The sequence below is a fragment of the Rhodococcus sp. NPDC056506 genome (genome assembly GCF_042794945.1).
Classification (GTDB): domain Bacteria; phylum Actinomycetota; class Actinomycetes; order Mycobacteriales; family Mycobacteriaceae; genus Rhodococcus_F.
Window position 1 is genome coordinate 1 of record NZ_JBHTSW010000037.1, and the last position, 22270, is coordinate 22270.

Below are 22270 nucleotides of genomic sequence, written 5' to 3' on the forward strand. Positions count from 1 at the left end.
CTTCTTCTCCCCTCAAATACAACAAAAAAACTATAACCTTTTTGCCGGTTGGCTGCGCTTCCCAAATCCCCCCCCCCCCACCCCTCGGACGGTCCGGATTCTCGGTAGGCCTAACGGAACAGGTTCGCGACAAACGGAATCGTGTCGGCCTGCGATTCGACCAAAGCACCGCTGTGATCGGTGTTGTAGGTCTTGAAGGTGACCGGTTCACCGTTGGCGACCAACGCTGCCACCAGCGAAAGTGCCGACGGTGCAGGAACATCCACGTCAAGTAGACCCTGGCCGATGAAGATGGGGCGGTCGTATCCGCTCGTCGGCACACCCATGTAATCGTTCAACAGACCCTGGAAGTTCGGGATCTGACTGAGCGGGCGGGAGAAGATGTCACCGAGCACCAGATCCTTGGATGCCTCGTCCAAGTCTGCGGCGCAGAGCTTTTCGGCCGAGTCGACCTTTTCCCTGCCCAGTTCGTTGAGGTACGAGTTCAGGTCGATCTCGGGGTGCGCTTCGCGCAGGCCCGCGAGGATGTAGAGCGCGTACGAGGTCAAGCCGCCGCCGAGGGCGATGGGCGGGAAGCCCGGACCTGCAGGCAGGAGCGTCAACTCGATGTTGGCCGGCACGCCGGTACCCACACCGCCGCGATAGTCGAGAGAATCCCCACCGTATTCGGTGGCGTAGCGCGCCGTCGTGATGGCCGCACCGCCGCCCTGCGACTGCCCGACCACTGCCCACCGATTCGAGATGGTGGGGTCGATCACCCGAGCCGCCTTGACCGAGTCGACGACGCTGTGCGCCTCCACCTTTCCGTCGAGATACGGCATCAGTCCCGGTGTTCCCAGACCGACGTAGTCGGTGGCGACTACGGCGTAGCCCTCGGAGAGCCAACGCCCCAGGTAGGGGTAGTCACGCTCGGGCAGGCCTGGACCGACCAGCGAAGGGGCACAGGAATCGTCGAGTCCCGTGGTGCCGTGCGCCCACGCGATGACGGGCCACCCACCTTCCGGTGCCGGACCGGCCGGGACGTAGTAGGCGCCACTGCTCAGCGCAGGCCCGCCGTTGGAACCGATGGTCCAGTAGGTGAATCGCTTGGCGTCGGCGGTACCCGGAATCCACAGATCTTTCGGTAGCGGCTCACTCGACACCAGAGTGCCCGTGGCTTGCGACGCGCTCGGTGCCTGTGCGGACGCGATGGGCGCAGCAACGGCGGAGCCGATCGTTGCAGCACAGAGGGCTGCGATGGATATGCGTGCGAACGACTTCGACTGGAATTTCACGTCTGACGACTCCGGTTCGTGCGATGGGCGACCTCGTTGGACGCTATCGTAGATTTTGTTTAACCGATCGGTCAAGCAAAATTTTGCAGTTTGACAATAAAGACATGTCGAAATCCCGACCGTGACTCCGACCTAGCATCGAACCGGCAGCAGAAAGTAGGAGGATGGATCCATGGCCCACGTACAGCGCTTCGACCACATCGGCATCACCGTCGCGGACCTCGAATCAGCGACGGCGTTCTTCGTCGGACTTGGCCTCGAACTGGAGGGCACCGGATCCGTGGAGGGTGAGTTCGTCGAAACCGTCTGCGGTATCCCTGGAGCCAAGTGTGAAATTGCCATGCTGCGCCCTCCGGGCGAAGGGTCACGGCTGGAACTCTCGTCCTTCGTCACGCCCGACCACATACCCGGATCGCCTGCTCCGATGGCCAACGAGATCGGGCTGCGCAACGTGTCTTTCGAGGTGGGCGACCTCCAGGCGGCGGTCGACGCGGTGGCTGCAGACGGGTACGGGCTCATCGGCGGGATCGGTGAGTACGAGAACAGCGTGCGCATGGCTTACGTCCGGGGGCCTGAAGGGATCATCGTGTCCCTGTTCGAGCAGATCGCCTGAAGAGTCACGGCAATCGGACCGTCAGATCGCCTTCCACGAGCTGGCCAGAGCGCCCATCGCAGCCGCGAATTCGGCGAACGCCGCGTCGATTCTGACGCGGTCACCGGTGGTCACCAGATCGAGTGTCAACCCGCGAATCTGCGCCAACACGATCGTCGCGTAGCGATCAGCGCGATCGGGCGGACATCCATGCGCGAGCGCAGCATCTGCCAAACCACCCAACCAGTCCCCCACTACGTGTTCGAGAAACTCGCGATACCGCTCCGGATGCAACAACGCCTGTCCGTAGATCTCGAACATCAAGCGAAAGTTCGGCAACGATTCCGCTGATGTGCGCCCATTCCAGTAACTCGTCAACATCTCGACGATGTCGGTCCCGGACGAGATGTCGAGAGAGGAGCTGTCTCGCAGGGTGGCGACTACTTCGGTGAGCAGTTGTTCCTTCGAACCGAAATGATGGATGAGTGTCGCATGACTGATCCCCAGATCCTTGGCCAACGGCCTCATGGACAGTTCACCGACGCCGTTCGCCGTGACATACGCGGTCACCTGCTCGAGCAATTCGGCACGGCGATGCTGGTAACGCAGTTTCCGGCCGTCGATCGGCGTGCTGTCCTCCACCTGCAGGAGCCTACGCAGTATCGGAAACACAGCAGTATCGGAAACACAGCAGTACCGGAAACACAGCAGTACCGGTTACACGGTGACGTGCTGGCGATCCGATCGACTGATCGTCACTGCGGCGACGACAACACCGATCACCACACCGATGAGAGTGTCCGCGACGCGAGCCACTGCCGCTTCGGTCCCGATCGGAGCGCTGAAACCGATGAGGAGCAGTGCCATCGGGGTGACGGCCAGTGATGTCAGTGCATAGTTCTTGATCACGAGCAGCTCCGCAGCGGTTTGCAGAATCACGACCACGGCTACCGCTTGCCAGTAGCCGAGCGTCAAGGCGATGAGAGCAGCAGCGACGACGGCGCCACCGACATTTCCCACCAACCGCTGAATCCCACGCTGGACGGTCTGCTTGTAGTTCAGCCCCTGCATCGCTGCGATGGCACCCATCGACGCCCAGAGTGGATGCTCCAACCCGGCTCCCGCCGCGAGCCAACCGGCCAGAGCCGACGCTGCCACGATGCGGAGGGCGTTCATCCGCACCGGGCGCGAATACAGCCGATTCAATCCTTCGAGGAAATAGCCTTCGGGTGCGGCCAGGGTCTGTGCCGGCGCGAGGTCGTGTTCGATCATGCTGGAACGCTTGAGCTTCCGAAGCTCCTTCTCGTGCCGAGCAATGCTGCGAATCAGGGTGGCGTCGGCGTGCAACTGCCACTCCTGAACTGCCGCTTCTGCTTCGTCGAGCACTGCGACCAGTTCGCGTCCGTGATCGACGGTCGACTTGATTCGGCCACTCGACGCGATGACCAAGCGCGCGTTGGCAATCGATGCGAGTGCTGGGTCCACTCCGTCTTTGCCGGACTGTTCGAGGCGCCCGACGGCAGAGACGGCACGAGCCACTGCCAGGCGAGCAGGTCCCATCGGCAACACGAGTGCCGGAAGCATCGCGGCTATCCACCCGACCAGAACTCCGAGCGCACCGACAGTCACCAACCTCGCCAAATCATCGAAGCTGGAGGCATATCCGGCTGCACCGGTCGCTGCGAAGACGAGGATGACGGGCCCCGGCCCGGTGATCCGGAAGCCCGACATGAAGCAATACGATGCACCGGCAAGCAACGACAGGATGCCGATCTGCACCCATATCGGAACGCCCGCGACACCCATGGCGCCGCCGAAGGCAATAGAAACCACCAGTGCAGCGCCCACCATTGCCAGCTTGCCGGCCAACCGTGGATACGGCTCGTACCTGCCGAACGCGGCGCACAGCGCGCCCAAGGCCGCGAAGCCGGCCAATTCCCGATGCCCGAGCAGTCCGCCGACCACGAGGACTACGGCGGTGGCGAGCCCGACCCTGATCGCGGGGGCGATGGTCGCGTCGGCAGATCCGACGCGAAAAGCCGCTCGCCACGTCGCCCCGGAGACGGTATGTGCAATGGCTTCACTCGAATGAGTGAGACGGCTCGGCGTCCTGGCTGCGGTTTCGGTTCGGGTCACCCACCCAGCATACATTTATTTCACTAGTAAATTACTTGTGAAGTAATGTGAAATCTGTCGCTAAGATGGGGCCATGGGCGCGGCGAACAGATCCGAAGACGACTTCATCGACAAAGTCCGTCGCGAATGGAAGCGCGCCTACCCCGAGTTCGACACTGCTCCCGTCGAGGTGATGGGCCGGATCGCCCGCATCAACGCGCAGTCTCTCCACCAGCTCGACCGGGCGCTGGCATCGAGCGGAGTCTCTCGAGCCGAATTCGACGTGATGAGCGCACTCGCTCGCAGCGACCGTCCCCTGCGAGCGAGCGAGGTCACCGCCGTCACGATGGTCAGCGGCGCCGCCACCACAAAACACGCCGACCGCCTGGCCAAACTGGGCTTTGTCGAGCGCCAGCGTTTCGAACACGACGGGCGGGTGGTTCTGCTTCAACTCACCGATGCCGGTCGCGAACTGGTCGAGGCAGAGTTTCCCCGACGAGTCGAGCGAGACCGTCAGGTTCTGACCGGACTCGACGAGAGCGAACGAGCCCAACTGACGGCACTGCTCAAACGAATCTCACTCAACATCGACTCAGGCATCTGGGACTGACCTACTTCGGCAGCGGTACGTTCTGCAAACGCACCTGACCGCGTGCCACCTCTTTGCCCGATTCCGGATCGGTGATGACCACCGACCACAACTGCTGAACCCGTCCTTGCTGAATCGGGAGAGCTACGACGTCCACGCGCCCACCCGTGCGGGCGCGCAAGAAATCCGTTCCGTTGTGCACTCCGACGGCAAATTCGCCACGGTCCGCCACTGCGGCACTCGCCCCGATGCTCGCGGCCGACTCGACGGCAGTCGTGTAAACGCCGCCGTGGACAACGCCCCACGGAGTGTGGTGTGCCTCGGACAGATCGATGTGCCCGACAACCTTGGTGCCGGAGACCTCGTCCAGTTGCAATCCGGCGGCACTGACAAATCCGCTTGCTGCCTCGAGATTCAATTCCGTCATGTCGACCCCTCATCTGCTCGGTTGGATTTCTCGACTCACCTTCCGCCCCGAAATACGTGCCGTCAAGTGCTAAGTTGGATTTCCCAACTAAAGTCTTCAGCCAATAAGGACACAGACACGATGGCAGCAAAAGGACGTAACTGCTCCATCGCCAACGCCTTGGAGGTCGTCGGCGAGAAGTGGTCACTTCTGGTGCTCAGAGAAATCGTTCTCGGGCAACGACGGTTCGACGAGATCGCCGCGGGCACGGGAGCCAGCCGGGACATCCTCGCCGCGCGTCTGCGCACCCTTGTCGACGCCGACGTCCTCGCAAAGCGTCGGTACGAAGAACATCCGCCGCGCTACGAATACGTCGCCACCGAATCAGGGAAGGCGCTCTACCCGATCCTGATGGCACTCATGGAATGGGGAGACACCTTTGCGACGACAGGTCCGCCGCCAACCGTCGTCGAGCATCGTTGCGGTGAAATCATGCACGCCCAAGTTGTGTGCGCACACTGCAAAGAGCCGCTGGCCGCCAGAGACGCGCACGTAGTCGAACTCTCGCCACCTGCTCGATAGCGTCAACGTCCGGGTGGAAACCCGCCGGTTGCGATCGGACCCCACGAGTCGACGGTGACACGGATCAGGCTCTTGCCCTGCTTGCGCATGGCTTCGCGGTACTCGTCCCAGTCAGGATGATCACCGGCGATAGATCGGTAGTAGTCGACCAACGGTTCCACCGAATCCGGGAGATCGATCAACTCCGCGGTTCCGTTCACCTGGACGTAGGGACCGTTCCACTCGTCAGAGTGGATACATAGAGACACCGCCGGCGTCCGTCGAACATTCGCCGCTTTGGCCCGTTCCGGGTACGTGGAGATGACGATCCGACCCTCGTCGTCGACACCACACGTCACCGGCGAGATCTGCAGCTCGCCCGATTTCTTCACCGTCACGAAGGTGGCCCGATGGCGCGGCCTGACGAATTCGAGGAGTTCTGCAAACGACACACGATCTGCGCTGGCGATCTTGGACATGGCCTCAGCCTAATTCGATTTACGAGCTGACGCCTAGGGCATCTCGATGGTCTGAGCACGTGCGATCTCGCCGATTGCACGAATGATGTAGGCGCTCTGAGCTTTCTTCACTCCTGTGGACAAGCTCCCGATGACCAGGACCGCCGAACGCAGGTACGCGCCGTGCCCGATGCGGAACGAATCGTCTTCCAGATCCGAGATCCCGAGCGCCCCGGTGTAGACCGCGGCCAGTGCCTGCACGTCCAGATCCGGCAGCCACACGATCGTGGACTTGGCGCAAGTAGTCAGCGCATCCTGCACGTCCTCACTGGACAAGCCGTCCGGATGCGTGTCCTCGAGCAATTCGCGCACGATCGCCGCGTGAACGGAGCTGACCTGCTCGAAGGAGAGCCCGCGCAGTTCTTCGACGGCGGCGAGCAATCCGTCACGATTTGCCGCCCGGACCGCGACCAGTGCGTCGGCCGTGGCATCGGCGATGTCACGGGCCACGTTCGGCCAAGCCGTCGGCCAGCTCTGTTCGGGCGTCCGCTGTTCGGGCATCATCGTGGTGTCTCCTCGGTCTTCGCGTTCACGCGGAAGCCTGCCACAGCCCACCGACAGGCCAGACGATCCGTCAGCGCAGTCGCTCCAACAAAGACATTGCGTTGTGCGGCGCAAAGCCTTTCATGTCGTTGTCGAAGTAGACGTACACGTCGAGGTCCTCGTCCATCCAGTCCCGAAACCGCTTGGTCCACTTGTCCAGAGCGTCCTCGGTGTACCCACTCGTATACAGTTCCTTGTCCCCGTGCATCCGCACATAGACAAAATCGGTAGTAGGAGTGGTGATGCGGGGATACCTGCCGGCTGTGTCTGCGACGACAAAACCGATGGAGTGCTCGCGCATCAGGTCCACGGCTTCGTCGGTCTCGAAGCTGGCGTGCCGCGCTTCCACCGCGTAGCGAATCGGCACATCCCTCTCGGTCTGAGCGAACACTCGGTCTTCGGTGAGTTTGTCGTCGTGCTGTGCTGCCAGATCGGCTGCAGCCTGCGTGGTACGGGGAAGACCGTCGAAGAAATCCGCCAATCGCTGCGGTTCGAACTGCAGCGTCGGAGGTAGTTGCCACAGAATCGGCCCGAGCTTGGGGCCGAGGGCGAGTGTTCCGGCGGCAAAGAAGTTGGCGAGTCCGTCACGGGCGTCGAGCAGCCGTTTCATATGCGTGATGTACCGGCCGCCCTTGATGGCAAACACAAAATCTTCGGGAGTTTCACGGCGCCATTTGGTGTAGCTTTCCGGCTTCTGCAACGCATAGAACGAGCCGTTGATCTCGATCGACGTCAATCTCTCTGCGGCGTAAGACAATTCTTTGCGGTGAGCAAGACCTTTCGGATAGAAATCTCCGCGCCACGCGGGATACGTCCACCCGGAGATACCTACCCGAATATCTGCCATCGCTTCAGACTAAGCGGCACTCCAGTGTTTTACACTCCGTGTTTTCAAACTCCGGCACTGAGCGCGACGGATACCGGTACGACGGTCAGGCACACCACCGCGGCGACGAACAATGCGATCACGAGGCGACGGTCCCATTTTCCGCGAGCACCGCTGGCAGCCAGCATGAAGATCACAAAACCTACACACACGGACACGATAGTCACGATCACCGGAGTTCCAACCATGCCGTGATTGTCCCCTACCCATTGCCACCGAGCGCCCTACGGGTACACGATCGAAGTACCCATCCCGAGCAAGGAGTGGAAATGCCGAAATACCTCTGGCAAGTGACCTACTCGCCCTCCGGCGCCGCCGGCCTACAACAGGAGGGAGGCACTGCGCGACGCGACGCGATAACCCGAATGGTCGAAAGCATCGGCGGCACAGTCGAATCCTGCCACTTCGCACTGGGCGGTCACGACATGTTCGTGATCGGCAACCTGCCGGACGACGTCGCGGCCGCCGCATTGAGCATTCGTACAGCTGCGGCAGGTGCAGCCCGCTCGGAGTCGATCACACTGCTCACGCCGGAGCAGATCGACGAGGCAGTCAAGCGACCGACCGACTACCGCGCGCCGGGCAAATGACGTCGGAAGGAATAGATCCCGGCAGCGCCCGAGTTGCACCCGCTGTGACGGAGACTACGCAAACACCCGACCTTGGCACCTACGGAATCTGGCGAGGAGCGGCTGGTTTGCCGCCCGAACTGGGAACAGCGATCGAGAAACTCGGTTTCGGCACCATCTGGATCGGCGGCTCACCGCGGGCCGATCTACGGATCGCCGAGAAACTCCTCGATGCGACCGAGCACATCACCGTGGCAACCGGAATCGTCAACATCTGGTCCTCACCTGCGGCTGAGGTGGCGGAGTCCTATCACCGACTCGAAGCCGCACATCCGGGGCGATTCCTCCTCGGTGTAGGCGTCGGACATCCGGAGGCGACCGGTGACTACACCAAGCCGTACGCCTCGCTGGTGTCTTACCTCGACGAACTCGACGAGGCCCAGGTCCCGGAATCTCGCCGTGTCCTCGCCGCGCTGGGACCGAAGGTGTTGAAACTGTCCGCCGATCGCGCCGCCGGCGCGCATCCCTACCTGACTACCCCCGAACACACGGCCGAGGCTCGTGAAATCCTCGGACCCTCGAAGATTCTTGCTCCTGAGCACAAGGTTGTTCTGGAAACCGATCCGGAGAAGGCCAGAGCAATCGGACGTCCCGCCGTCGCCAACCCCTATCTGTATTTGCGCAACTACACGAGCAATCTCGAGCGCCTCGGTTTTGCACCCGAAGAATTGGCCAACGAGGGAAACGATCGCGTGATCGATGCCCTCGTTGCACGCGGTACCGCGAAGTCCATCGCCGATCGACTTCGCGAGCATGTCGCGGCGGGCGCCGATCACGTTGCGATCCAAGCACTTCCTGCCGAGGGTGATCCGCTCGCGACCTACGAAGCACTGGCCGCCGAACTCTTCGGCTGACCGGACAACCCTTGACTTGGATAAGTCATGTCCGAGTATACTTGGACATGACTTATCCGAGTAAAGGAGAAAATCATGAAGATCGTCATTTTCGGGAGCGGGCTCATCGGAAGCCAGGTCGCCGCCAAGCTCACTGACGCCGGGCACGACGTGAAGGCACTCGGTCGTGCCGACGGGATCGACATCACCACCGGCACAGGTATCGCCGAAGCCGTCGAGGGCGCCGACGTCGTGGTGGACCTGACCAATTCCCCGTCCTGGTCGGACGAAGACGTCTTGGCCTTCTTCCGTGACGGAACCGGCCACATCCTCGCCGCCGAAGAGAAGGCCGGCGTCGGGCACCACGTCATTCTGTCCATCGTGGGTGCCGATCGACTGCCCGATTCGGGGTACATGCGAGCCAAGATCGCCCAGGAAGACCTGGTCAAAGCGGGCCCGATCCCCTACACGATCGTCCGCTCGACCCAGTTCTTCGAGTTCGTCGCCGGAATCGCCGACGCGGGAACCACCGATTCTGGAACCACCGACGGCGCTGTCCACGCAACGCCGGGACATCTGCAACCCATCGCGTCTCGAGACGTCGTTTCTCACGTCGCCGAGGTAGTGACCGCCGCGCCGCAAAACGGCACGGTCGAGATTGCCGGGCCCGAACCGCTGGGCATCGACGAACTGGTCCGGCGCCTGTTCCTCGTCACCGGCGACAAGCGTTCGGTGATCTCCGATCCCGAGGCCGGCTACTTCGGCGCGAAACTCGACAACTCGGCACTCACCCCGACACCCGGTGCAGATGCATGGATTGCGCCGACAACATACGACGCGTGGCTTGCCGAGAAGGCCTGACGTTCACCCTCGACCGATGTCCGACCCGCACCGCTTTCCGCGGCGTCGATAGAGTCCAATCATGAAGCTTTCCGGAGGCGTGGAGTGGTCACTCCACTGCTGTGTGGTTCTCAGCCAGGCCGAGGGGCCGGTACCCACAGCCAGACTCGCCGAACTTCACGGGGTGTCGAAGACGTACCTGGCGAAGCATCTGCGAGCGCTCGCGCACGCCGGTCTGGTCAATCCGACCGAGGGCCGAGACGGTGGGTACGTTCTCACCCGGGCTCCCGAGAGCATCACGGTTCTCGACGTCGTACAGGCGGTTGACGGCACCGAACCTGCTTTCCGGTGCACGGAGATTCGGCAGCAAGGAATCCTCGCCGCTCCGCCCGAGCAGTGCCGTTCCGCCTGCGGAATAGCCAAAGTCATGGCTGACGCCGAAAAAGCCTGGCGCGCATCACTGTCGGGGGTCACGATTGCCGATCTAGCTGCAACCCTGGACCTTCCGGCCCTCAGAAAGATCCTGACGGAACCGATCTCGCCCTAGAGTCGTCTACGCTTCACGATGCATTAATGCGTCTTTCAACTATCGGGTACCTTGTTCGGGGATCAAATCTTGACGAAGAAACCTCCGGGAATTTTCGCAAGATCTCGGAGGGGGTTTCATGGGAGTCAGTGGCGCTGCGGGGTTGGGGCAGAATATCCGTCAGACAACGGGACTGTTGCGTCGCTGGTGGTCCCTTGCGTACGACGGCGAGTGGTTCCCCAGGTTTCTGGCTGCTCGATCGATGCTGGGGACAGCCAGGGTCGTCGTCACCTTCTGGTGTGCGGTGTTCGTCGCACTCGCCGTTCTGGCTCAATTCGTGAAGGGCGGCGCGACCGAAGTCCCTGAACGACTCGCTGCTGGGACAGCATGTGTGATCGCGCTGTACTGCATGATTCGTTGGTCGTTCGGACGATCCTGGCCGAGCCACCGACAATCCGTTCGATTCATTGCGCTCACCAACATCTATTTGTCGTTGATCCTGCTCGCCGGAATCCATGCGAGCTTCCTGGCACTGACCGGTGCTGTGCTCTTCGTGGTCGTCGCGAACTATTCGTCGGTGTTTCACAGCCCCCGGATAGTGACTGCGCAGATCGCCGGCGCACTGCTGGTCGTAGCCCTACTGACAATTCGAGCGGTCACCGATCCGGATACCGATTCCTCGCTGTCGGTGTCCACTGGATTGGTCATCGGGTGTGTTATCGCCTCAGCCGCGATGACCGTGCATTTTCTCGTCCTGTATTTGACCGACGATGCACGACACGCTTGGCGAGATCCGCTCACCGCTGCCCTGAATCGGCGTGGGCTGCACAATGTCTGGCACCAGCTGTTCGATGTCGATGAACTCCGGGGACACGTAGTCCTTGCGATAGTGATCGACGTCGATTCGTTCAAGAGCGTCAACGACAAACTTGGTCACGCCGAAGGCGATCGGATGCTGGTGACCGTGGGACGACGATTGAACTCGGCCGTCGGAGAGATCGGGCTGGTGGCGCGGACGGGCGGCGACGAGTTCGTGATTCTCATGCCTGTCGAGCCACGTCGCATCGAAAAAACCGTGGTCGACATCCACAACTCGATATCGCGGCCCGCCGGCCGACAGTCGATCTCGGTGAGCGTCGGCGCCAGCGTGTGGCTGTCCTCGACAATCCCGGACGCTTCGGGAACCATCGATCGCATACTTGCCGACGCCGACAACGCGATGTATCGGGCCAAGCGACGAGGTGGAGACCAGGTAGCCTGGGCGGTAACGCATCTGAGCTGAATCAGCACGTCACATACCGATCGACTTCTAGAGCGACGCTTCGCTGTCGTGCGCCGGATCCAATTGATCCTGGGTAGCCGCCCAACTCGCCAAGAGTTTGAGGGCATCAGCCGTCGGCGTCCCAGGCGCTGCGGTGTAGACCAGCAGTGTCAGCCCGGGATTGGACGGCAGTTCCATCGCCTCGAAGTTCAGTTCCAGGTCACCGACGACGGGGTGGCGAACCTTCTTGAAACCCGTCCGATGAAAGCGCACATTGTGTTTCGCCCAACGAGTGCGGAATACCTCACTGCGGGTGGCAAGTTCACCGATGAGCTCGGTCAGCGCCTTGTCGTGCGGATTGCGCCCCGCTTCCGAGCGGAGCATCGCGGCGATGTCGTCCGCCGCGCGCTCCCAATCCACGAAGAAGTCTTGCGACGCCGGGTCCAGGTACACGAAGCGGGCGTTGTTCGCCGGCCTACGCGGATCAGCCAGGACCGGCGAATACAGCGCGCGCGCCATGCGATTGGCCGCCAGCATGTCGTGCCTGGCATTACGTACCCACGCCGGGGCGTCGGTGATGGCGTCGAGTATCTGCTGAATCGCCGGGCTCACGCCCTTGGGCGCCGGCCGCTTTCTACTCGGTGCGCCGGCACTGGCAGCCTTCGCCAGGTCGTACAAGTGGGCAGTTTCGGCCTCGTCAAGTTGTAGTGCTCGGGAGAGGCTTTCGAGTACCGAGTCCGACGCTCCAGCCAGATTTCCGCGCTCCATGCGTACGTAGTAGTCGATGCTCACACCGGCGAGCAAAGCGACTTCCTCACGGCGCAATCCCTTGACTCTACGGTTTCCACCGTAGGCCGGCAGTCCTGCCTGCTCGGGTGTGATGCGAGCACGACGGGAGCTGAGGAATTCGCGAATCTCGGCTCGGTTGTCCATGCAGTTCACGTTACTCGAGCGGCGAAGACCGAGGGAGGTACTGCCGTTACCTGGAACAACAGACACTCCCGCGCCCGCGAGGCGCCGCGTTGACTGATTGCAGTCGACCGGTTCACGCAGAAACGTCGACCCAGAAGCACGCAACACCAGAAGCAAGAGGGGACACCATGCGAGCAACCATCATGTACGGCGCCGGAGACGTTCGAGTCGAGACCGTGCCGGATCCAGTACTTCAGCAGCCGACGGACGCGATCGTACGGGTCGTCAGGGCCTGCGTCTGCGGCTCTGACCTGCACCCTTACCACAACATGCCGGCCACGCCAGGCGGTTCCCCGATGGGCCACGAGTTCGTCGGAGTGGTCGAAGAGACAGGTCGGGAGGTGTCCACGTTGAAGAAGGGCGACTTCGTCATCGCCCCCTTCGCCTGGTCGGACGGGACGTGCGACTTCTGCCGCGAAGGCTTGCAGACTTCCTGCCGACACGGCGGATTCTGGGCCGGAAACGGGATCGGAGGCGGGCAGGCGGAGGCCATCCGCGTGCCGTTGGCAGACGGCACCCTGGTCAAGGCACCGGTGGGCGAGGATTCCGAACTCCTGCCGTCACTGCTGACGCTTTCCGACGTCTTCGGCACCGGCTATCACGCGGCGGTCAAGGGCGGCGTCAACCAACGCACGACGGTCACGGTCATCGGAGACGGAGCAGTGGGCCTGATGGCAGTGCTCTCCGCCAAACGCCTCGGTGCCGAGCGCATCATCCTCATGGGGCGCCACAAGATCCGCACGGACCTCGGCCTCGAGTTCGGAGCAACCGATGTGGTTGCCGAACGTGGCAACGAAGGCATCGAGAAAGTCCGTGAACTGACCGGCGGGGACGGTACTCACGTCGTTGTCGAAGCGGTAGGTCATATGCCTGCCTACGAGCAGTCACTCGGAGTTGTCCGACCGGGCGGCGTCATCAGCCGAGTCGGAGTACCCCAATACGAAGAAGCTCCAATCGGATTCGGGACACTCTTCGGGCCCAACATCACTCTCACCGGCGGACCGGCTCCCGTTCGCGCGTACATCGAAGAACTGATGCCCGACGTTCTTGACGGAAAGATCCAGCCGGGCAAGGTCTTCGACCGCACCGTCGGACTGGACGACGTTGCGGAAGGCTACCGAGCCATGGATTCCCGTGAATCGCTGAAGGTCCTCGTCCGCCCGTAATCCACCACCTGTGAAGAAGAAGCGCGTGACTCACACTGCCGACAACCCGGCCGCCGGTCGAATCAAATCCACCGCGATCCTGGCGATCATTCTGATCAGCTATTTCATGATCCTGCTCGACAATTCGATCATCTTCACCGGTCTACCCAGCATCCACATCAGCATGGGTTTCTCGGCGACCGGTCTTTCCTGGGTCCAGGACGCCTACACCCTGGTGTTCGGCGGCCTTCTCCTGCTGGGTGCTCGTCTCGGGGACATCTTCGGTCGTCGTCGCGTATTCGTCTCCGGGCTCGCGATTTTCGCGATTGCGTCGTTTCTCGTCGGCATCGCACCAAACGGGTGGTGGCTCATCGCGGCACGCGCTCTCCAAGGCGTCGGAGCTGCGGTGGTGGCCCCGGCGTCGCTGTCACTGTTGACCGCCAGTTTCCCACCCGGCCGGGAGCGAACGCGCGCTGTTGCCTGGTACGGCGCTGCAGCAGGGATAGGCGCCAGCCTCGGACTCGTGATCGGTGGTGCCCTGGCCGACTGGGTGTCATGGCGCGCAGGCTTTTTCATCAACGTTCCGATCGGTATCGCGATGATCGCGCTCGCTCCCCGGTTCATTCCGGAAACCGAGCCGAACACCGGACGTTTCGATGTGACCGGCGCCGTTCTCGCCACACTCGGCATGACCGCACTCGTCTTCGGCACCGTCAACTCGGCCGAAGCGGGGTGGACCTCACCGATCACTGTTACGACCCTGGCGACTGGGGCGACACTTCTGATCCTGCTCTTCCTCAACGAAGCGCGTGCGGAACAGCCGATCATGCCGCTGAGATTGTTCCGTAGCCGAGAGCGATCCGGTGCCTACGCCGCCCGAATGCTCTATCTGGGTGCCATGATCGGATTTTTCTACTTCACTACTCAGCTACTCCAAGGTGTTTTGGGCTTCAGCGCGTTCCAAGCCGGCGTCGCCTTCTTCCCGATGACGATCGTCAATTTTGCTGTGGCGATGCTTATTCCGCGACTGACGCCGCGATTCGGCAACTCCGCGCTTCTTTCGGTTGGCATTGCCGTTACTCTCGCCGGCATGGGCTGGCTCAGCCTGGTCCATCCCAACAGCTCGTATCTCACTGCGATTGCGCTTCCGATGTTCTTGATCGGCGCCGGGCAGGGGTTGGCATTCGCGCCACTGACCTCCGCCGGTATCTCCGGAGTACAGGCCGAGGATGCAGGTGCCGCATCAGGATTGGTCAACACTGCCCACCAACTGGGCAGCGCTCTCGGGCTCGGCATCATCGTCGCGGTCTCGGCAGGAGCCGGATCCACTGCCGACGACGCTGCAACCGCACTCACCGATCACGTGTCAACGGCTCTCACCACAGGAACCGTCCTGCTCGCCGCTTGTCTCGTCATAGTTCTCGCACTGATCGTCCCGGCTACGAGAACGCGAAGTACCACACAGCAATTCGAACCGGAGAAAGGAACCAGAGATGTCGCACTCGTGGACCGAGGCTGAACTGACCAAGATCGGCAGTGCCGAGGAATTGCAGATCTCCTCGTTCCGCCGCGACGGCACCGCGAGGCCGTACGTCACCATATGGGTTGTTCGGGCCGGCAACGAGTTGTACGTGCGCTCGGCATACGGAACCGACAACCCTTGGTTCGTCCGAGCAACGGCAAGCGGAACGGGCCGAATCCGAGCAGGAGGAATTGAACGGGACGTCTCTTTCGAGGCCGCCACAGCGGATGCCCACTCCGTGATCGACTCCGCCTATCACACCAAATACGACCGCTACGGCCCACAGATTGTCGGCTCCGTGACCGGGCCGGAGGCCGCGCCCAACACAATTCGACTTGTTCCGCTGACGCAGAACTGAACTCACCCTTTCGATCCCGAGGAGAACTCATGGAAATCTTGACGCCCCAGCCCACCAGCAAGGCACCCGGCGACTGGTTCACCGGCGACGTCTGGTGGGACGTCATCTACGCCGGCCAGGAGCCGTCGAGGATGCGCGCCAACATGGTTCGCTTTGCACCGTGTGCGCGAACCGACTGGCATTCACATGCCCTCGGGCAGACCCTCCACATTGTCTCCGGCACCGCGCTGATTCAAGCTCGCGGCGGCGAGATCATCGAAGCGCACCCGGGCGAGACCGTCTATACCCCGGCGGGAGAAGAACACTGGCACGGCGCGGCACCAGATCGTTTCATGAGCCACCTCGCACTGTGGGAAGGACCCGGCGACGGTAGCGCCGAAACCACGTGGGGCGACAAAGTCACCGACGAGGAATACAACGGCCTCCGCGCCAACCGTCGCTGAGACCGGATAAGTCTCAGATACGTCGCATCACGGAAACAACCTTGCCCAAGATGGCCGCTCGGTCGCCGTCGATGACGCTGTACGCGGGATTGCGAGGCTCGAGATACACGTGACCGTCGCGGCGCCGGAGCACCTTCACGGTGGCCTCACCGTCGATCATCGCGGCAACGATCTCACCGGAATGGGCCTCGTCCTGGCGCCGCACCACGACGACGTCACCGTCGCAGATTGCTGCGTCGACCATCGACTCACCACGCACCCGAAGACCGAACACCGTGCCGGAACCGACGAGCTCGCGAGGAAGCGCGAGTACCTCGTCGGTGTGCTCTTCCGCGAGGATCGGCGCGCCGGCGGCAATGTCGCCGACCACTGGAACCGTCACGGTATTCGACGACGACTGTTCCTTCGCGCCCACGAGGAAAGGCCGCACGTCCAACTGCCGAGCCATGGCCGCTCCCCGGCGGAGGAAGCCCTTCTCCTCGAGGCTCTTGAGGTGCTTGGACACCGTCGATGTCGAGCGCAAGCCAACCGCGTCTCCGATCTGCCGCGTGCTCGGCGTGCACCCGTTGGCAGCAACGAGATCCCGGATGGTCATCAGAATCTGCTGCTGGCGGAGCGGCAGGGAGGAGGCGTCGAGGCCACCGAACATGTCGAGATCGTCGTAATCGGTCACGACGAGAATCGTAGTGAGAGGTCCCGACATCTCGGCCAGGCAGGGAGGCCGGGAAAGAAACAGCGGTCACAGTTTGTTTCCCGAGCAGCACATGGCACGCTGGGCTGATGGAGCCCCTCGAACCGATGCGTCCAGTGAGCGTCCCCGCAGATACCCATACTTCGACGCCGATCTGGAAGACAGCGCCACTTGCGATGGGAGCGACATGCTTTGTGGCTTATGCCATGTTGTCGACGCGGTCGGGGGCCGGCTCGATAGCAATCGGAGTCGCCATGGCCGTCGTGGGCGTTGCACTTTACTTCGCATCGGTCGGACGGACGCTCAGAGAAAACTCGGGCAGGCGTGTACCGGTACTGGGAACCCCACCCGTGTCGCCCCGTGACGTCGATCTGCTCGCCGGGGCCGGGACGCCGTTGATCATGGGCGGATCGTTGCTGGCCATACGAGCAGCGGGATGGACCTGGGCCTACCTCTACCTCGGACTGCTTGCCGTAACCATGGTCGCTGCCTATGTTCTTCCCGTCGTGGTGCACAACCGACGATTGCGGAAGCGAACTCACCGATCACAGACCCCGTGACGCGATCGGGTACGTCGACGCAACATCTCCAGCACATTCGCCGACGTCCCCAGTGGTGCGACCGGTTCGCCTCAGGTGGAGTCGACTATGCGCTGGCGACCTTGTTGCCAGGTACGACGGAAGTGTCGACCTTACTGAACTGCAGCACACCGTCTTCGATCTCGGCGTCGTGCATCAGCTTGCGGTCGCGGTAGTAGTTGTTGACCACTTTCCACGCGCCACGGGCACCCTGGCGCGGCATTTCTCCGTCGCCACGCTGAATGTAGCCCGAGGTCAGCGCTCCGCCCATGAGAGATTCTTCGGCGAAGTCCTCGGGTTCGGCGTGAACCTCGAAAGTCGTGTAGCTGCGCTTACGCATGATCTTGAGTACGCGACACAGATAGGACGCGGCGAGGTCGGCCTTGAGCGTCCAGGATGCGTTGGTGTAGCCGAGAATCATCAGGAAGTTCGGAATGTCGGAGTAGAGAACACTCTTGTAGGCGACTGTCTCGTTGAGCTTGACCGGCTCGCCGTCGATGCTCATGGCCGCCCCGCCCAGGATCTGCACGTTCAAGCCGGTCGCCGTGACGATGATGTCGGCCTCGAGTTCGAGACCCGACTCGGTCACGATGCCATTCTCGGTGAACTTGGCGATACGGTCTGTGACGATGTCGGCCTTGCCGCTCTTGAGCACCTTGAACAGGTCTCCGTTGGGAACCACGCACAGACGCTGATCCCACGGGTTGTAGCTGGGGGTGAAGTGACGCAGGTCCACGTTCTTGCCGAGTTGCAAGCGGATCTGGGTGAGGAACAGCTTCTTCGCCAGCTTCGGGTTGGTACGTGAGAGCTGAAAGCTGGCGCGTTGCAGTGCGATATTGCGGGCTCGACCGATCTTGTACGCGATCTGGTCGGGAACGCGTGCGAGCTTGAGACCTTTGGCAACCGGGTCCTCGGACGGCAGTGCCTGGATCCACGTGGGCGAGCGCTGCAGCATGGTGACGTGACCGGCAGTGGGGGCCATCGACGGGATCAGGGTGATCGCGGTGGCACCGGACCCGATGACCACGACCTTCTTTCCGGTGTAATCGAGATCCTCGGGCCAGTGCTGTGGGTGCACGATCTGACCGCGGAAGTCATCCTCACCGGGGAAGGCGGGGCGGTAGCCCTTGTCGTAGTTGTAGTAACCGCAGGCGCCGACGAGGACATTCGCGGTCCACGTCTCGGTCTCTCCGGTGGCCTCGATCAGGACGGTCACGGTCCACTGAGCAGTCGCACGATCGAAGTCCATTGCCACGACCTTGCGGCCGAAGTTGATGTGGTCGGTGACGCCGTATTCCTTGGCAGTTTCCTCGACGTAGTCCCGGATGCTGGAGCCGTCGGCGAGCACTTTGGTGCCGATCCACGGACGGAACCCGAATCCGAAAGTGAGCATGTCGGAGTCCGAACGGATGCCTGGGTACTTGAACAGGTCCCAGGTGCCACCGATATTTTCCCGGCGCTCGAGGATCGCGTAAGTGCTTCCCGTCTGCTCCCGAATGAGGTGACAAGCCGCGCCGATTCCGGACAAGCCAGCGCCGATGATCAGTACGTCAACATGCTGCGGCATGGAGGAAACTCGTTTCGTAGGTCGTCGCGAAGCTACATCTGGCGTCGGCGGTGGCCGAGAACGATCGGTCGTTTCAGGCCGGGTTCCCTACGGTCAGCGCCAGTAACCAGAGTATGTGCGACTTACGGTAACAGTCAATATCTCGACCCGACTCGATATCGACGTCGGACACGAGGCCTAGCAGAATGTCCACCCACAAATAGCCGACGGAGTGAAGTAGGAAGTCGATAATTAAGGCATGAACGAGATACAACCCCACAACCTCGAACGAGAGCGCTGGCGCACTCTGCCAACTCCGCCGTCGACCGAGTTGATCGAGATGGTCGGGGACGGACCTTCCAGCGCAGACTTCGACCCTGTTGAACCAGTGGCACAACAGGGGTGAGACTGTCAGGACATTCCGGTATCTCGCAGCGTGATGTTCAGCCTTCCTGATTGCAGACCGATGCCCGGAAGAGAACTTCCTGCAATAACTTTCGGCACACCGTGATACGCGAACCTCGACTCTCCGCCGAACACGAAGAGATCACCCGAGTGCAATTCGACGTCGGTGTACGGCTTGTTCCGGTTCGCGGAATTCCCGAACCGAAAGACACAACTCTGCCCGACGCTCAGTGAGACGACGGGAGCGTCGCAGCGTTCGTCCTTGTCCTGGTGCATGCCCATGCGAGCGCCCTCGTCGTAGAAGTTGATCAGCGCGGTGTCGGGTGCGTAGCTCTCCCCCGCACGCGGGTCACCGTAGGCAGCGGCAACTGCGGTGCGGCCGAGGTCGGCGAGCCAGTCGGGTACCGCTGCGACAGGCGCACCGTTCACGTCGTCGGCCGTGCGGGTGTACTTGTACGGCTGCCAATGCCAACCGAGACAGACTGTCTGCACCGACATCTTGTGCCCACCTGGGACAACAGCGGACCGCATCGGTACGGGTGCGGTTGCCCACCGTCTGCACTCGGCCACCAAGGTGCGTTGCTGTTCAACGCTGAGCCAATCCGGAACGAGGATCGCCCCTGGCGCCACTTCCAGTCGTGGCCGAGGAATCAGAGCGTTCATGGTTTCCACGCTAATCGGTCCCGAGGCATTGACACCCTCCACATCGGCTCGTATCGTAATCAACAGATTGGTTGATAAAGGAGATGGTTGACAAGTGATCGTGGATCCAGGGGCAGACGAGCGTCTCGACAAAGCGTTCATGGCGCTCGCCGACCCGGTACGACGGCGGATCATCGCCCGCCTGAGTAGCGGCCCCCAAACGGTCAACGAGTTGGCCGAGCCGTTCGAGATCACCAAACAGGCTGTCTCCAAACATATTCAGGTACTCGAAGCCGCTGGTTTGGTCACTCGCAGCCGCGACGCCCAGAGGCGGCCGGTACATCTCAACGCCGCAACTCTCGAGGCGTTGACGGCCTGGATCGACCGCTATCGACTGATCCACGAACAACAGTTCCGCAAGCTCGATCACCTACTCAGCACCACACAGAAGGAGACTTAGCCATGGCTACCACCAATCCCGTCACCATCACGGCTCCTGAGGGCGTGCCGTTCATCGACATCACCCGCGAGTTCGACGCACCCGTCAGTGCCGTCTTCGCGGCTCATTCGAATCCCGAACTGGTCAAGCAGTGGCTCGGCCCCAACGGATACGAGATGGAGATCGACGAATACGAGTTCGTGAGCGGCGGTCGATACAAGTACGTCCATCGGAACCCCGAGGGCGAAGAGTTCCGGTTCAATGGTGTATTTCACGTCGTTCGCGAGAACGACTTTGCCATCCAAACCTTCGAATACGAGGGATTTCCCGACGTCGTCAGCATCGAATCGATCACGTTCGAGGATCTGGGCAATGGACGCACCCGCCTCTCCGGCCATTCCGTGTATCCGAGCCTCGAAGCGCGGGACGGAATGATCGAGAGCAATATGGAACTCGGCGTCACCGAAGGTTACGAACGCCTGGACAAGATCGTCGCGCAACTCTGACCACCTGTTTGCCCGAACCTCCTCAGCGAAAGGCAGTTTCATGGACTGGACCCTCGAAGTAGTCATCGTTCCCGTCAGCGACCTCGACCGCTCCATCGAGTTCTACCGTGACAAGGTCGGTTTCGATCTCGACCACCACACCGTGAACGAACACATGACGATTGCTCAGCTCACTCCGCGTGGTTCGGGTTGCTCGATCGTCATCGGCAACCTGCCGTCGCAAACCGAGATGGCCCCTGGTTCGTTGAAGGGATTGCAGTTGGTAGTGGCCGACGCTGCAGCGGCTCGGCAGGAGCTCATCGACCGCGGCGTCGATGCCAGTGAGGTCACCGTCTTCGACGAGCGTGACGGTGGCACCTTCTTCGGATTCGCCGACCCGGACGGTAATACCTGGGCTGTCCAGCAGCTGAAGGTCCGCGGCGACAAGCCGCTCATTCCGAAGGAGTACCGCGACCGCTTCGGCGCGTAGAACCCGCCTTCCACGCTGCGTAGTCTTCGGGCATGCAGACAGCGCAGGGGCGATAGCCGGCCGCAATCGCGGTCGGCTCGTCCGCGAAGAACACCCGACTGGCGACATACCCACCACGCGCGATTGCCTGCACAGCCCCTCGACAGTCGAGTCGGCCGTAGATCTTCGTTTTCCTATGCCCGCCAAGCGCACCGGGCGTCGAATTCTCGTAGGGTTTGTTGCGAGCGTCGCGGAGAATGTACGTCTTACTCGGCATCATGAAGCACCAATCCCAATGTTCGACGCGTGCCGGAGTGCACCACGCTGACACCATGTCGCACAGGGGCTCTGGACCACCCACGCGAACTCTGAACCGGCCGATCCCGCGTGGTGAAGATCAACGCGTGACCTCGTTCGAGTACCGTGACAGTCCCTTTCGACTGGGCGCGCGGCCGCTGTTCGACGAGCAAGAACTCTCCCCCGGCGTGATCGATCCGAGGTCTGTCGAGCCCGATCACCACCTGTAAGGGAAACACCAACTCTCCGTACAGGTCCCGATGCAGTGCATTCCAGTCATCAGGGCCGTAGGACAGGAGAATCGGAGTAGGCCGATTCTGGCCGGCGCCGTGGCATTGATCGATCCATTCTTCGAAAGTGTCCGGCCACGGTGCGCTGTCCCCCAGCTTGAACGCCCACTCTCGCGCGATCGGGAGAAGTTGCCGGTAGAAAGCCGCTCGCATAGCGGTGATCGGCTCGGGGACCGGATCACCGAAGTATCGATACTCCCCTTGACCGAAGCGGTACCGAGCCATGTCGATCGTGCTTCGAAATCGGTCGACGTCCGAGTACCAGGAAGCGATTTCGCGACACTCCGATTCGTCGAGTAGCGGTGTCGTCTGTGCACACCCACTGGAGTTGATTCCCTCGATCAGCGCAGGCCAATCGAGGGAATCAACTCGAGCAGACAGATCGGTGAAAAGGTCCATACGTCGTAGACGACGC

At 61.8% G+C, this 22270-nt stretch carries 31 protein-coding genes; 17 read left to right on the forward strand and 14 right to left on the reverse strand.

From position 1 onward, the window contains the following. Nucleotides 1–110: 110 nt before the first annotated feature. Nucleotides 111–1274: an alpha/beta hydrolase family protein gene (locus ACFQ6H_RS23195; RefSeq protein WP_378531072.1), complete on the reverse strand. Its 1164-nt coding sequence runs from the start codon at nt 1272–1274 to the stop codon at nt 111–113. A gap of 172 nt (nt 1275–1446) precedes the next feature. Between ACFQ6H_RS23195 and ACFQ6H_RS23200 the strand changes: the two genes are divergently transcribed. Beyond that, nucleotides 1447–1887 carry a VOC family protein gene (locus tag ACFQ6H_RS23200; RefSeq protein ID WP_378531070.1) on the forward strand — a complete coding sequence of 147 codons (441 nt, stop codon included), beginning with the start codon at nt 1447–1449 and terminating at the stop codon, nt 1885–1887. A 21-nt stretch (nt 1888–1908) separates the two neighbouring features. Here ACFQ6H_RS23200 and ACFQ6H_RS23205 read toward each other — a convergent pair whose 3' ends face one another. Together ACFQ6H_RS23205 and ACFQ6H_RS23210 are read right to left on the reverse strand one after the other, a co-directional pair. Then, nucleotides 1909–2508, reverse strand: a complete 600-nt coding sequence (locus ACFQ6H_RS23205) for a TetR/AcrR family transcriptional regulator (RefSeq protein WP_378531068.1) — start codon at nt 2506–2508, stop codon at nt 1909–1911. A gap of 75 nt (nt 2509–2583) precedes the next feature. Continuing rightward, entirely contained in the window at nt 2584–4017 is a 1434-nt protein-coding gene (locus ACFQ6H_RS23210) for an FUSC family protein (protein ID WP_378648856.1), read from the reverse strand. Nucleotides 4018–4075: 58 nt separating this feature from the next. Here ACFQ6H_RS23210 and ACFQ6H_RS23215 point away from each other — a divergent pair, with 58 nt between their 5' ends. After that, entirely contained in the window at nt 4076–4591 is a 516-nt protein-coding gene (locus tag ACFQ6H_RS23215; protein ID WP_230817536.1) for a MarR family winged helix-turn-helix transcriptional regulator, read from the forward strand. Nucleotide 4592: 1 nt separating this feature from the next. Here ACFQ6H_RS23215 and ACFQ6H_RS23220 read toward each other — a convergent pair whose 3' ends face one another. Then, a complete protein-coding gene (locus ACFQ6H_RS23220) occupies nt 4593–4997 on the reverse strand; it encodes a PaaI family thioesterase (RefSeq protein ID WP_378648858.1) in 405 nt (134 codons plus the stop codon). A 120-nt stretch (nt 4998–5117) separates the two neighbouring features. Between ACFQ6H_RS23220 and ACFQ6H_RS23225 the strand changes: the two genes are divergently transcribed. Continuing rightward, nucleotides 5118–5558, forward strand: a complete 441-nt coding sequence (locus ACFQ6H_RS23225) for a winged helix-turn-helix transcriptional regulator (protein WP_378628459.1) — start codon at nt 5118–5120, stop codon at nt 5556–5558. A gap of 2 nt (nt 5559–5560) precedes the next feature. Here ACFQ6H_RS23225 and ACFQ6H_RS23230 read toward each other — a convergent pair whose 3' ends face one another. From ACFQ6H_RS23230 to ACFQ6H_RS23245, 4 genes are all read right to left on the reverse strand, one after another. After that, a complete protein-coding gene (locus tag ACFQ6H_RS23230; protein ID WP_030536493.1) occupies nt 5561–6016 on the reverse strand; it encodes a PPOX class F420-dependent oxidoreductase in 456 nt (151 codons plus the stop codon). A 33-nt stretch (nt 6017–6049) separates the two neighbouring features. Next, on the reverse strand, nt 6050–6559 hold the full coding sequence (locus ACFQ6H_RS23235; protein WP_378648860.1) for a hypothetical protein: 510 nt from the start codon (nt 6557–6559) through the stop codon (nt 6050–6052). Between the two features lie 70 nt (nt 6560–6629). Further along, nucleotides 6630–7445, reverse strand: a complete 816-nt coding sequence (locus tag ACFQ6H_RS23240) for a DUF72 domain-containing protein (RefSeq protein ID WP_378648862.1) — start codon at nt 7443–7445, stop codon at nt 6630–6632. Between the two features lie 44 nt (nt 7446–7489). Further along, a complete protein-coding gene (locus ACFQ6H_RS23245) occupies nt 7490–7672 on the reverse strand; it encodes a hypothetical protein (RefSeq protein ID WP_095972013.1) in 183 nt (60 codons plus the stop codon). A gap of 81 nt (nt 7673–7753) precedes the next feature. On the opposite strand from ACFQ6H_RS23245, the gene ACFQ6H_RS23250 reads away from it, so the two are divergent. From ACFQ6H_RS23250 to ACFQ6H_RS23270, 5 genes are all read left to right on the forward strand, one after another. After that, nucleotides 7754–8074 carry a GYD domain-containing protein gene (locus tag ACFQ6H_RS23250; RefSeq protein ID WP_007729728.1) on the forward strand — a complete coding sequence of 107 codons (321 nt, stop codon included), beginning with the start codon at nt 7754–7756 and terminating at the stop codon, nt 8072–8074. A 44-nt stretch (nt 8075–8118) separates the two neighbouring features. Then, a complete protein-coding gene (locus tag ACFQ6H_RS23255) occupies nt 8119–8967 on the forward strand; it encodes an LLM class F420-dependent oxidoreductase (RefSeq protein ID WP_378648864.1) in 849 nt (282 codons plus the stop codon). 75 nt (nt 8968–9042) lie between these two features. Next, the gene (locus ACFQ6H_RS23260; protein WP_378648866.1) at nt 9043–9807 is read left to right on the forward strand and encodes an SDR family oxidoreductase; all 765 of its coding nucleotides are present in this window, start codon (nt 9043–9045) and stop codon (nt 9805–9807) included. A gap of 61 nt (nt 9808–9868) precedes the next feature. Then, nucleotides 9869–10333, forward strand: coding sequence for an RrF2 family transcriptional regulator (locus ACFQ6H_RS23265; protein ID WP_378447348.1), 465 nt, complete (start codon nt 9869–9871; stop codon nt 10331–10333). A 118-nt stretch (nt 10334–10451) separates the two neighbouring features. Beyond that, nucleotides 10452–11594: a diguanylate cyclase gene (locus ACFQ6H_RS23270; protein WP_378648868.1), complete on the forward strand. Its 1143-nt coding sequence runs from the start codon at nt 10452–10454 to the stop codon at nt 11592–11594. Between the two features lie 27 nt (nt 11595–11621). Here ACFQ6H_RS23270 and ACFQ6H_RS23275 read toward each other — a convergent pair whose 3' ends face one another. After that, nucleotides 11622–12506, reverse strand: coding sequence for a helix-turn-helix transcriptional regulator (locus ACFQ6H_RS23275; protein WP_378648870.1), 885 nt, complete (start codon nt 12504–12506; stop codon nt 11622–11624). Between the two features lie 167 nt (nt 12507–12673). Between ACFQ6H_RS23275 and ACFQ6H_RS23280 the strand changes: the two genes are divergently transcribed. The 4 genes from ACFQ6H_RS23280 to ACFQ6H_RS23295 are packed head-to-tail and all read left to right on the forward strand — an operon-like array spanning nt 12674 to nt 16013. Beyond that, complete coding sequence (locus ACFQ6H_RS23280; protein ID WP_378648872.1) at nt 12674–13711, forward strand: zinc-dependent alcohol dehydrogenase family protein; 1038 nt, start codon at nt 12674–12676, stop codon at nt 13709–13711. Between the two features lie 25 nt (nt 13712–13736). Then, the gene (locus ACFQ6H_RS23285) at nt 13737–15209 is read left to right on the forward strand and encodes an MFS transporter (RefSeq protein ID WP_378648874.1); all 1473 of its coding nucleotides are present in this window, start codon (nt 13737–13739) and stop codon (nt 15207–15209) included. Continuing rightward, the gene (locus ACFQ6H_RS23290; RefSeq protein WP_378531045.1) at nt 15184–15570 is read left to right on the forward strand and encodes a DUF2255 family protein; all 387 of its coding nucleotides are present in this window, start codon (nt 15184–15186) and stop codon (nt 15568–15570) included. The genes ACFQ6H_RS23285 and ACFQ6H_RS23290 overlap by 26 nt, the downstream gene beginning before the upstream one ends. A 29-nt stretch (nt 15571–15599) precedes the next feature. Further along, nucleotides 15600–16013, forward strand: a complete 414-nt coding sequence (locus ACFQ6H_RS23295) for a cupin domain-containing protein (RefSeq protein WP_378531043.1) — start codon at nt 15600–15602, stop codon at nt 16011–16013. 13 nt (nt 16014–16026) lie between these two features. On the opposite strand, the gene lexA is transcribed toward ACFQ6H_RS23295, so the two are convergent. Beyond that, nucleotides 16027–16716: a transcriptional repressor LexA gene (gene lexA, locus ACFQ6H_RS23300; protein WP_317552332.1), complete on the reverse strand. Its 690-nt coding sequence runs from the start codon at nt 16714–16716 to the stop codon at nt 16027–16029. Between the two features lie 77 nt (nt 16717–16793). On the opposite strand from lexA, the gene ACFQ6H_RS23305 reads away from it, so the two are divergent. Next, nucleotides 16794–17264: a hypothetical protein gene (locus ACFQ6H_RS23305; RefSeq protein ID WP_378531041.1), complete on the forward strand. Its 471-nt coding sequence runs from the start codon at nt 16794–16796 to the stop codon at nt 17262–17264. Nucleotides 17265–17349: 85 nt separating this feature from the next. On the opposite strand, the gene ACFQ6H_RS23310 is transcribed toward ACFQ6H_RS23305, so the two are convergent. Then, a complete protein-coding gene (locus ACFQ6H_RS23310) occupies nt 17350–18849 on the reverse strand; it encodes a flavin-containing monooxygenase (protein ID WP_378542139.1) in 1500 nt (499 codons plus the stop codon). A gap of 238 nt (nt 18850–19087) precedes the next feature. Between ACFQ6H_RS23310 and ACFQ6H_RS23315 the strand changes: the two genes are divergently transcribed. Further along, on the forward strand, nt 19088–19234 hold the full coding sequence (locus tag ACFQ6H_RS23315) for a hypothetical protein (RefSeq protein ID WP_378531037.1): 147 nt from the start codon (nt 19088–19090) through the stop codon (nt 19232–19234). 5 nt (nt 19235–19239) lie between these two features. On the opposite strand, the gene ACFQ6H_RS23320 is transcribed toward ACFQ6H_RS23315, so the two are convergent. Further along, nucleotides 19240–19896, reverse strand: a complete 657-nt coding sequence (locus ACFQ6H_RS23320) for an alpha-ketoglutarate-dependent dioxygenase AlkB family protein (protein ID WP_378531035.1) — start codon at nt 19894–19896, stop codon at nt 19240–19242. A gap of 94 nt (nt 19897–19990) precedes the next feature. Between ACFQ6H_RS23320 and ACFQ6H_RS23325 the strand changes: the two genes are divergently transcribed. Genes ACFQ6H_RS23325 through ACFQ6H_RS23335 form a run of 3 tightly spaced genes read left to right on the forward strand, consistent with a single transcriptional unit; the run spans nt 19991 to nt 21289 of the window. Further along, nucleotides 19991–20335, forward strand: a complete 345-nt coding sequence (locus ACFQ6H_RS23325; protein WP_378531033.1) for an ArsR/SmtB family transcription factor — start codon at nt 19991–19993, stop codon at nt 20333–20335. A gap of 2 nt (nt 20336–20337) precedes the next feature. Further along, nucleotides 20338–20820, forward strand: a complete 483-nt coding sequence (locus ACFQ6H_RS23330; protein ID WP_378648876.1) for an SRPBCC family protein — start codon at nt 20338–20340, stop codon at nt 20818–20820. Between the two features lie 40 nt (nt 20821–20860). Then, on the forward strand, nt 20861–21289 hold the full coding sequence (locus ACFQ6H_RS23335) for a VOC family protein (RefSeq protein WP_378542135.1): 429 nt from the start codon (nt 20861–20863) through the stop codon (nt 21287–21289). Here the strand turns inward: ACFQ6H_RS23335 and ACFQ6H_RS23340 are convergent. Both ACFQ6H_RS23340 and ACFQ6H_RS23345 read right to left on the reverse strand, forming a co-directional pair. Beyond that, nucleotides 21252–21545, reverse strand: a complete 294-nt coding sequence (locus tag ACFQ6H_RS23340) for an Ada metal-binding domain-containing protein (protein WP_378648917.1) — start codon at nt 21543–21545, stop codon at nt 21252–21254. The genes ACFQ6H_RS23335 and ACFQ6H_RS23340 overlap by 38 nt on opposite strands. Then, complete coding sequence (locus ACFQ6H_RS23345) at nt 21535–22254, reverse strand: 2OG-Fe(II) oxygenase (protein ID WP_378648878.1); 720 nt, start codon at nt 22252–22254, stop codon at nt 21535–21537. The genes ACFQ6H_RS23340 and ACFQ6H_RS23345 overlap by 11 nt, the downstream gene beginning before the upstream one ends. Nucleotides 22255–22270 lie beyond the last annotated feature (16 nt).

Coding starts and splice junctions, on each gene's coding strand:
- ACFQ6H_RS23230 (WP_030536493.1), bottom strand. CDS start 6,016: ATGTCCAAGATCGCCAGCGCAGATCGTGTGTCGTTTGCAGAACTCCTC.
- ACFQ6H_RS23320 (WP_378531035.1), bottom strand. CDS start 19,896: ATGAACGCTCTGATTCCTCGGCCACGACTGGAAGTGGCGCCAGGGGCG.
- lexA (WP_317552332.1), bottom strand. CDS start 16,716: ATGTCGGGACCTCTCACTACGATTCTCGTCGTGACCGATTACGACGAT.
- ACFQ6H_RS23315 (WP_378531037.1), top strand. CDS start 19,088: ATGAACGAGATACAACCCCACAACCTCGAACGAGAGCGCTGGCGCACT.
- ACFQ6H_RS23245 (WP_095972013.1), bottom strand. CDS start 7,672: ATGGTTGGAACTCCGGTGATCGTGACTATCGTGTCCGTGTGTGTAGGT.
- ACFQ6H_RS23310 (WP_378542139.1), bottom strand. CDS start 18,849: ATGCCGCAGCATGTTGACGTACTGATCATCGGCGCTGGCTTGTCCGGA.
- ACFQ6H_RS23290 (WP_378531045.1), top strand. CDS start 15,184: ATGTCGCACTCGTGGACCGAGGCTGAACTGACCAAGATCGGCAGTGCC.
- ACFQ6H_RS23305 (WP_378531041.1), top strand. CDS start 16,794: ATGGAGCCCCTCGAACCGATGCGTCCAGTGAGCGTCCCCGCAGATACC.
- ACFQ6H_RS23340 (WP_378648917.1), bottom strand. CDS start 21,545: ATGCCGAGTAAGACGTACATTCTCCGCGACGCTCGCAACAAACCCTAC.
- ACFQ6H_RS23260 (WP_378648866.1), top strand. CDS start 9,043: ATGAAGATCGTCATTTTCGGGAGCGGGCTCATCGGAAGCCAGGTCGCC.
- ACFQ6H_RS23335 (WP_378542135.1), top strand. CDS start 20,861: ATGGACTGGACCCTCGAAGTAGTCATCGTTCCCGTCAGCGACCTCGAC.
- ACFQ6H_RS23215 (WP_230817536.1), top strand. CDS start 4,076: ATGGGCGCGGCGAACAGATCCGAAGACGACTTCATCGACAAAGTCCGT.
- ACFQ6H_RS23265 (WP_378447348.1), top strand. CDS start 9,869: ATGAAGCTTTCCGGAGGCGTGGAGTGGTCACTCCACTGCTGTGTGGTT.
- ACFQ6H_RS23345 (WP_378648878.1), bottom strand. CDS start 22,254: ATGGACCTTTTCACCGATCTGTCTGCTCGAGTTGATTCCCTCGATTGG.
- ACFQ6H_RS23210 (WP_378648856.1), bottom strand. CDS start 4,017: ATGTATGCTGGGTGGGTGACCCGAACCGAAACCGCAGCCAGGACGCCG.
- ACFQ6H_RS23275 (WP_378648870.1), bottom strand. CDS start 12,506: ATGGACAACCGAGCCGAGATTCGCGAATTCCTCAGCTCCCGTCGTGCT.
- ACFQ6H_RS23240 (WP_378648862.1), bottom strand. CDS start 7,445: ATGGCAGATATTCGGGTAGGTATCTCCGGGTGGACGTATCCCGCGTGG.
- ACFQ6H_RS23280 (WP_378648872.1), top strand. CDS start 12,674: ATGCGAGCAACCATCATGTACGGCGCCGGAGACGTTCGAGTCGAGACC.
- ACFQ6H_RS23225 (WP_378628459.1), top strand. CDS start 5,118: ATGGCAGCAAAAGGACGTAACTGCTCCATCGCCAACGCCTTGGAGGTC.
- ACFQ6H_RS23250 (WP_007729728.1), top strand. CDS start 7,754: ATGCCGAAATACCTCTGGCAAGTGACCTACTCGCCCTCCGGCGCCGCC.
- ACFQ6H_RS23220 (WP_378648858.1), bottom strand. CDS start 4,997: ATGACGGAATTGAATCTCGAGGCAGCAAGCGGATTTGTCAGTGCCGCC.
- ACFQ6H_RS23235 (WP_378648860.1), bottom strand. CDS start 6,559: ATGATGCCCGAACAGCGGACGCCCGAACAGAGCTGGCCGACGGCTTGG.
- ACFQ6H_RS23200 (WP_378531070.1), top strand. CDS start 1,447: ATGGCCCACGTACAGCGCTTCGACCACATCGGCATCACCGTCGCGGAC.
- ACFQ6H_RS23295 (WP_378531043.1), top strand. CDS start 15,600: ATGGAAATCTTGACGCCCCAGCCCACCAGCAAGGCACCCGGCGACTGG.
- ACFQ6H_RS23330 (WP_378648876.1), top strand. CDS start 20,338: ATGGCTACCACCAATCCCGTCACCATCACGGCTCCTGAGGGCGTGCCG.
- ACFQ6H_RS23270 (WP_378648868.1), top strand. CDS start 10,452: ATGGGAGTCAGTGGCGCTGCGGGGTTGGGGCAGAATATCCGTCAGACA.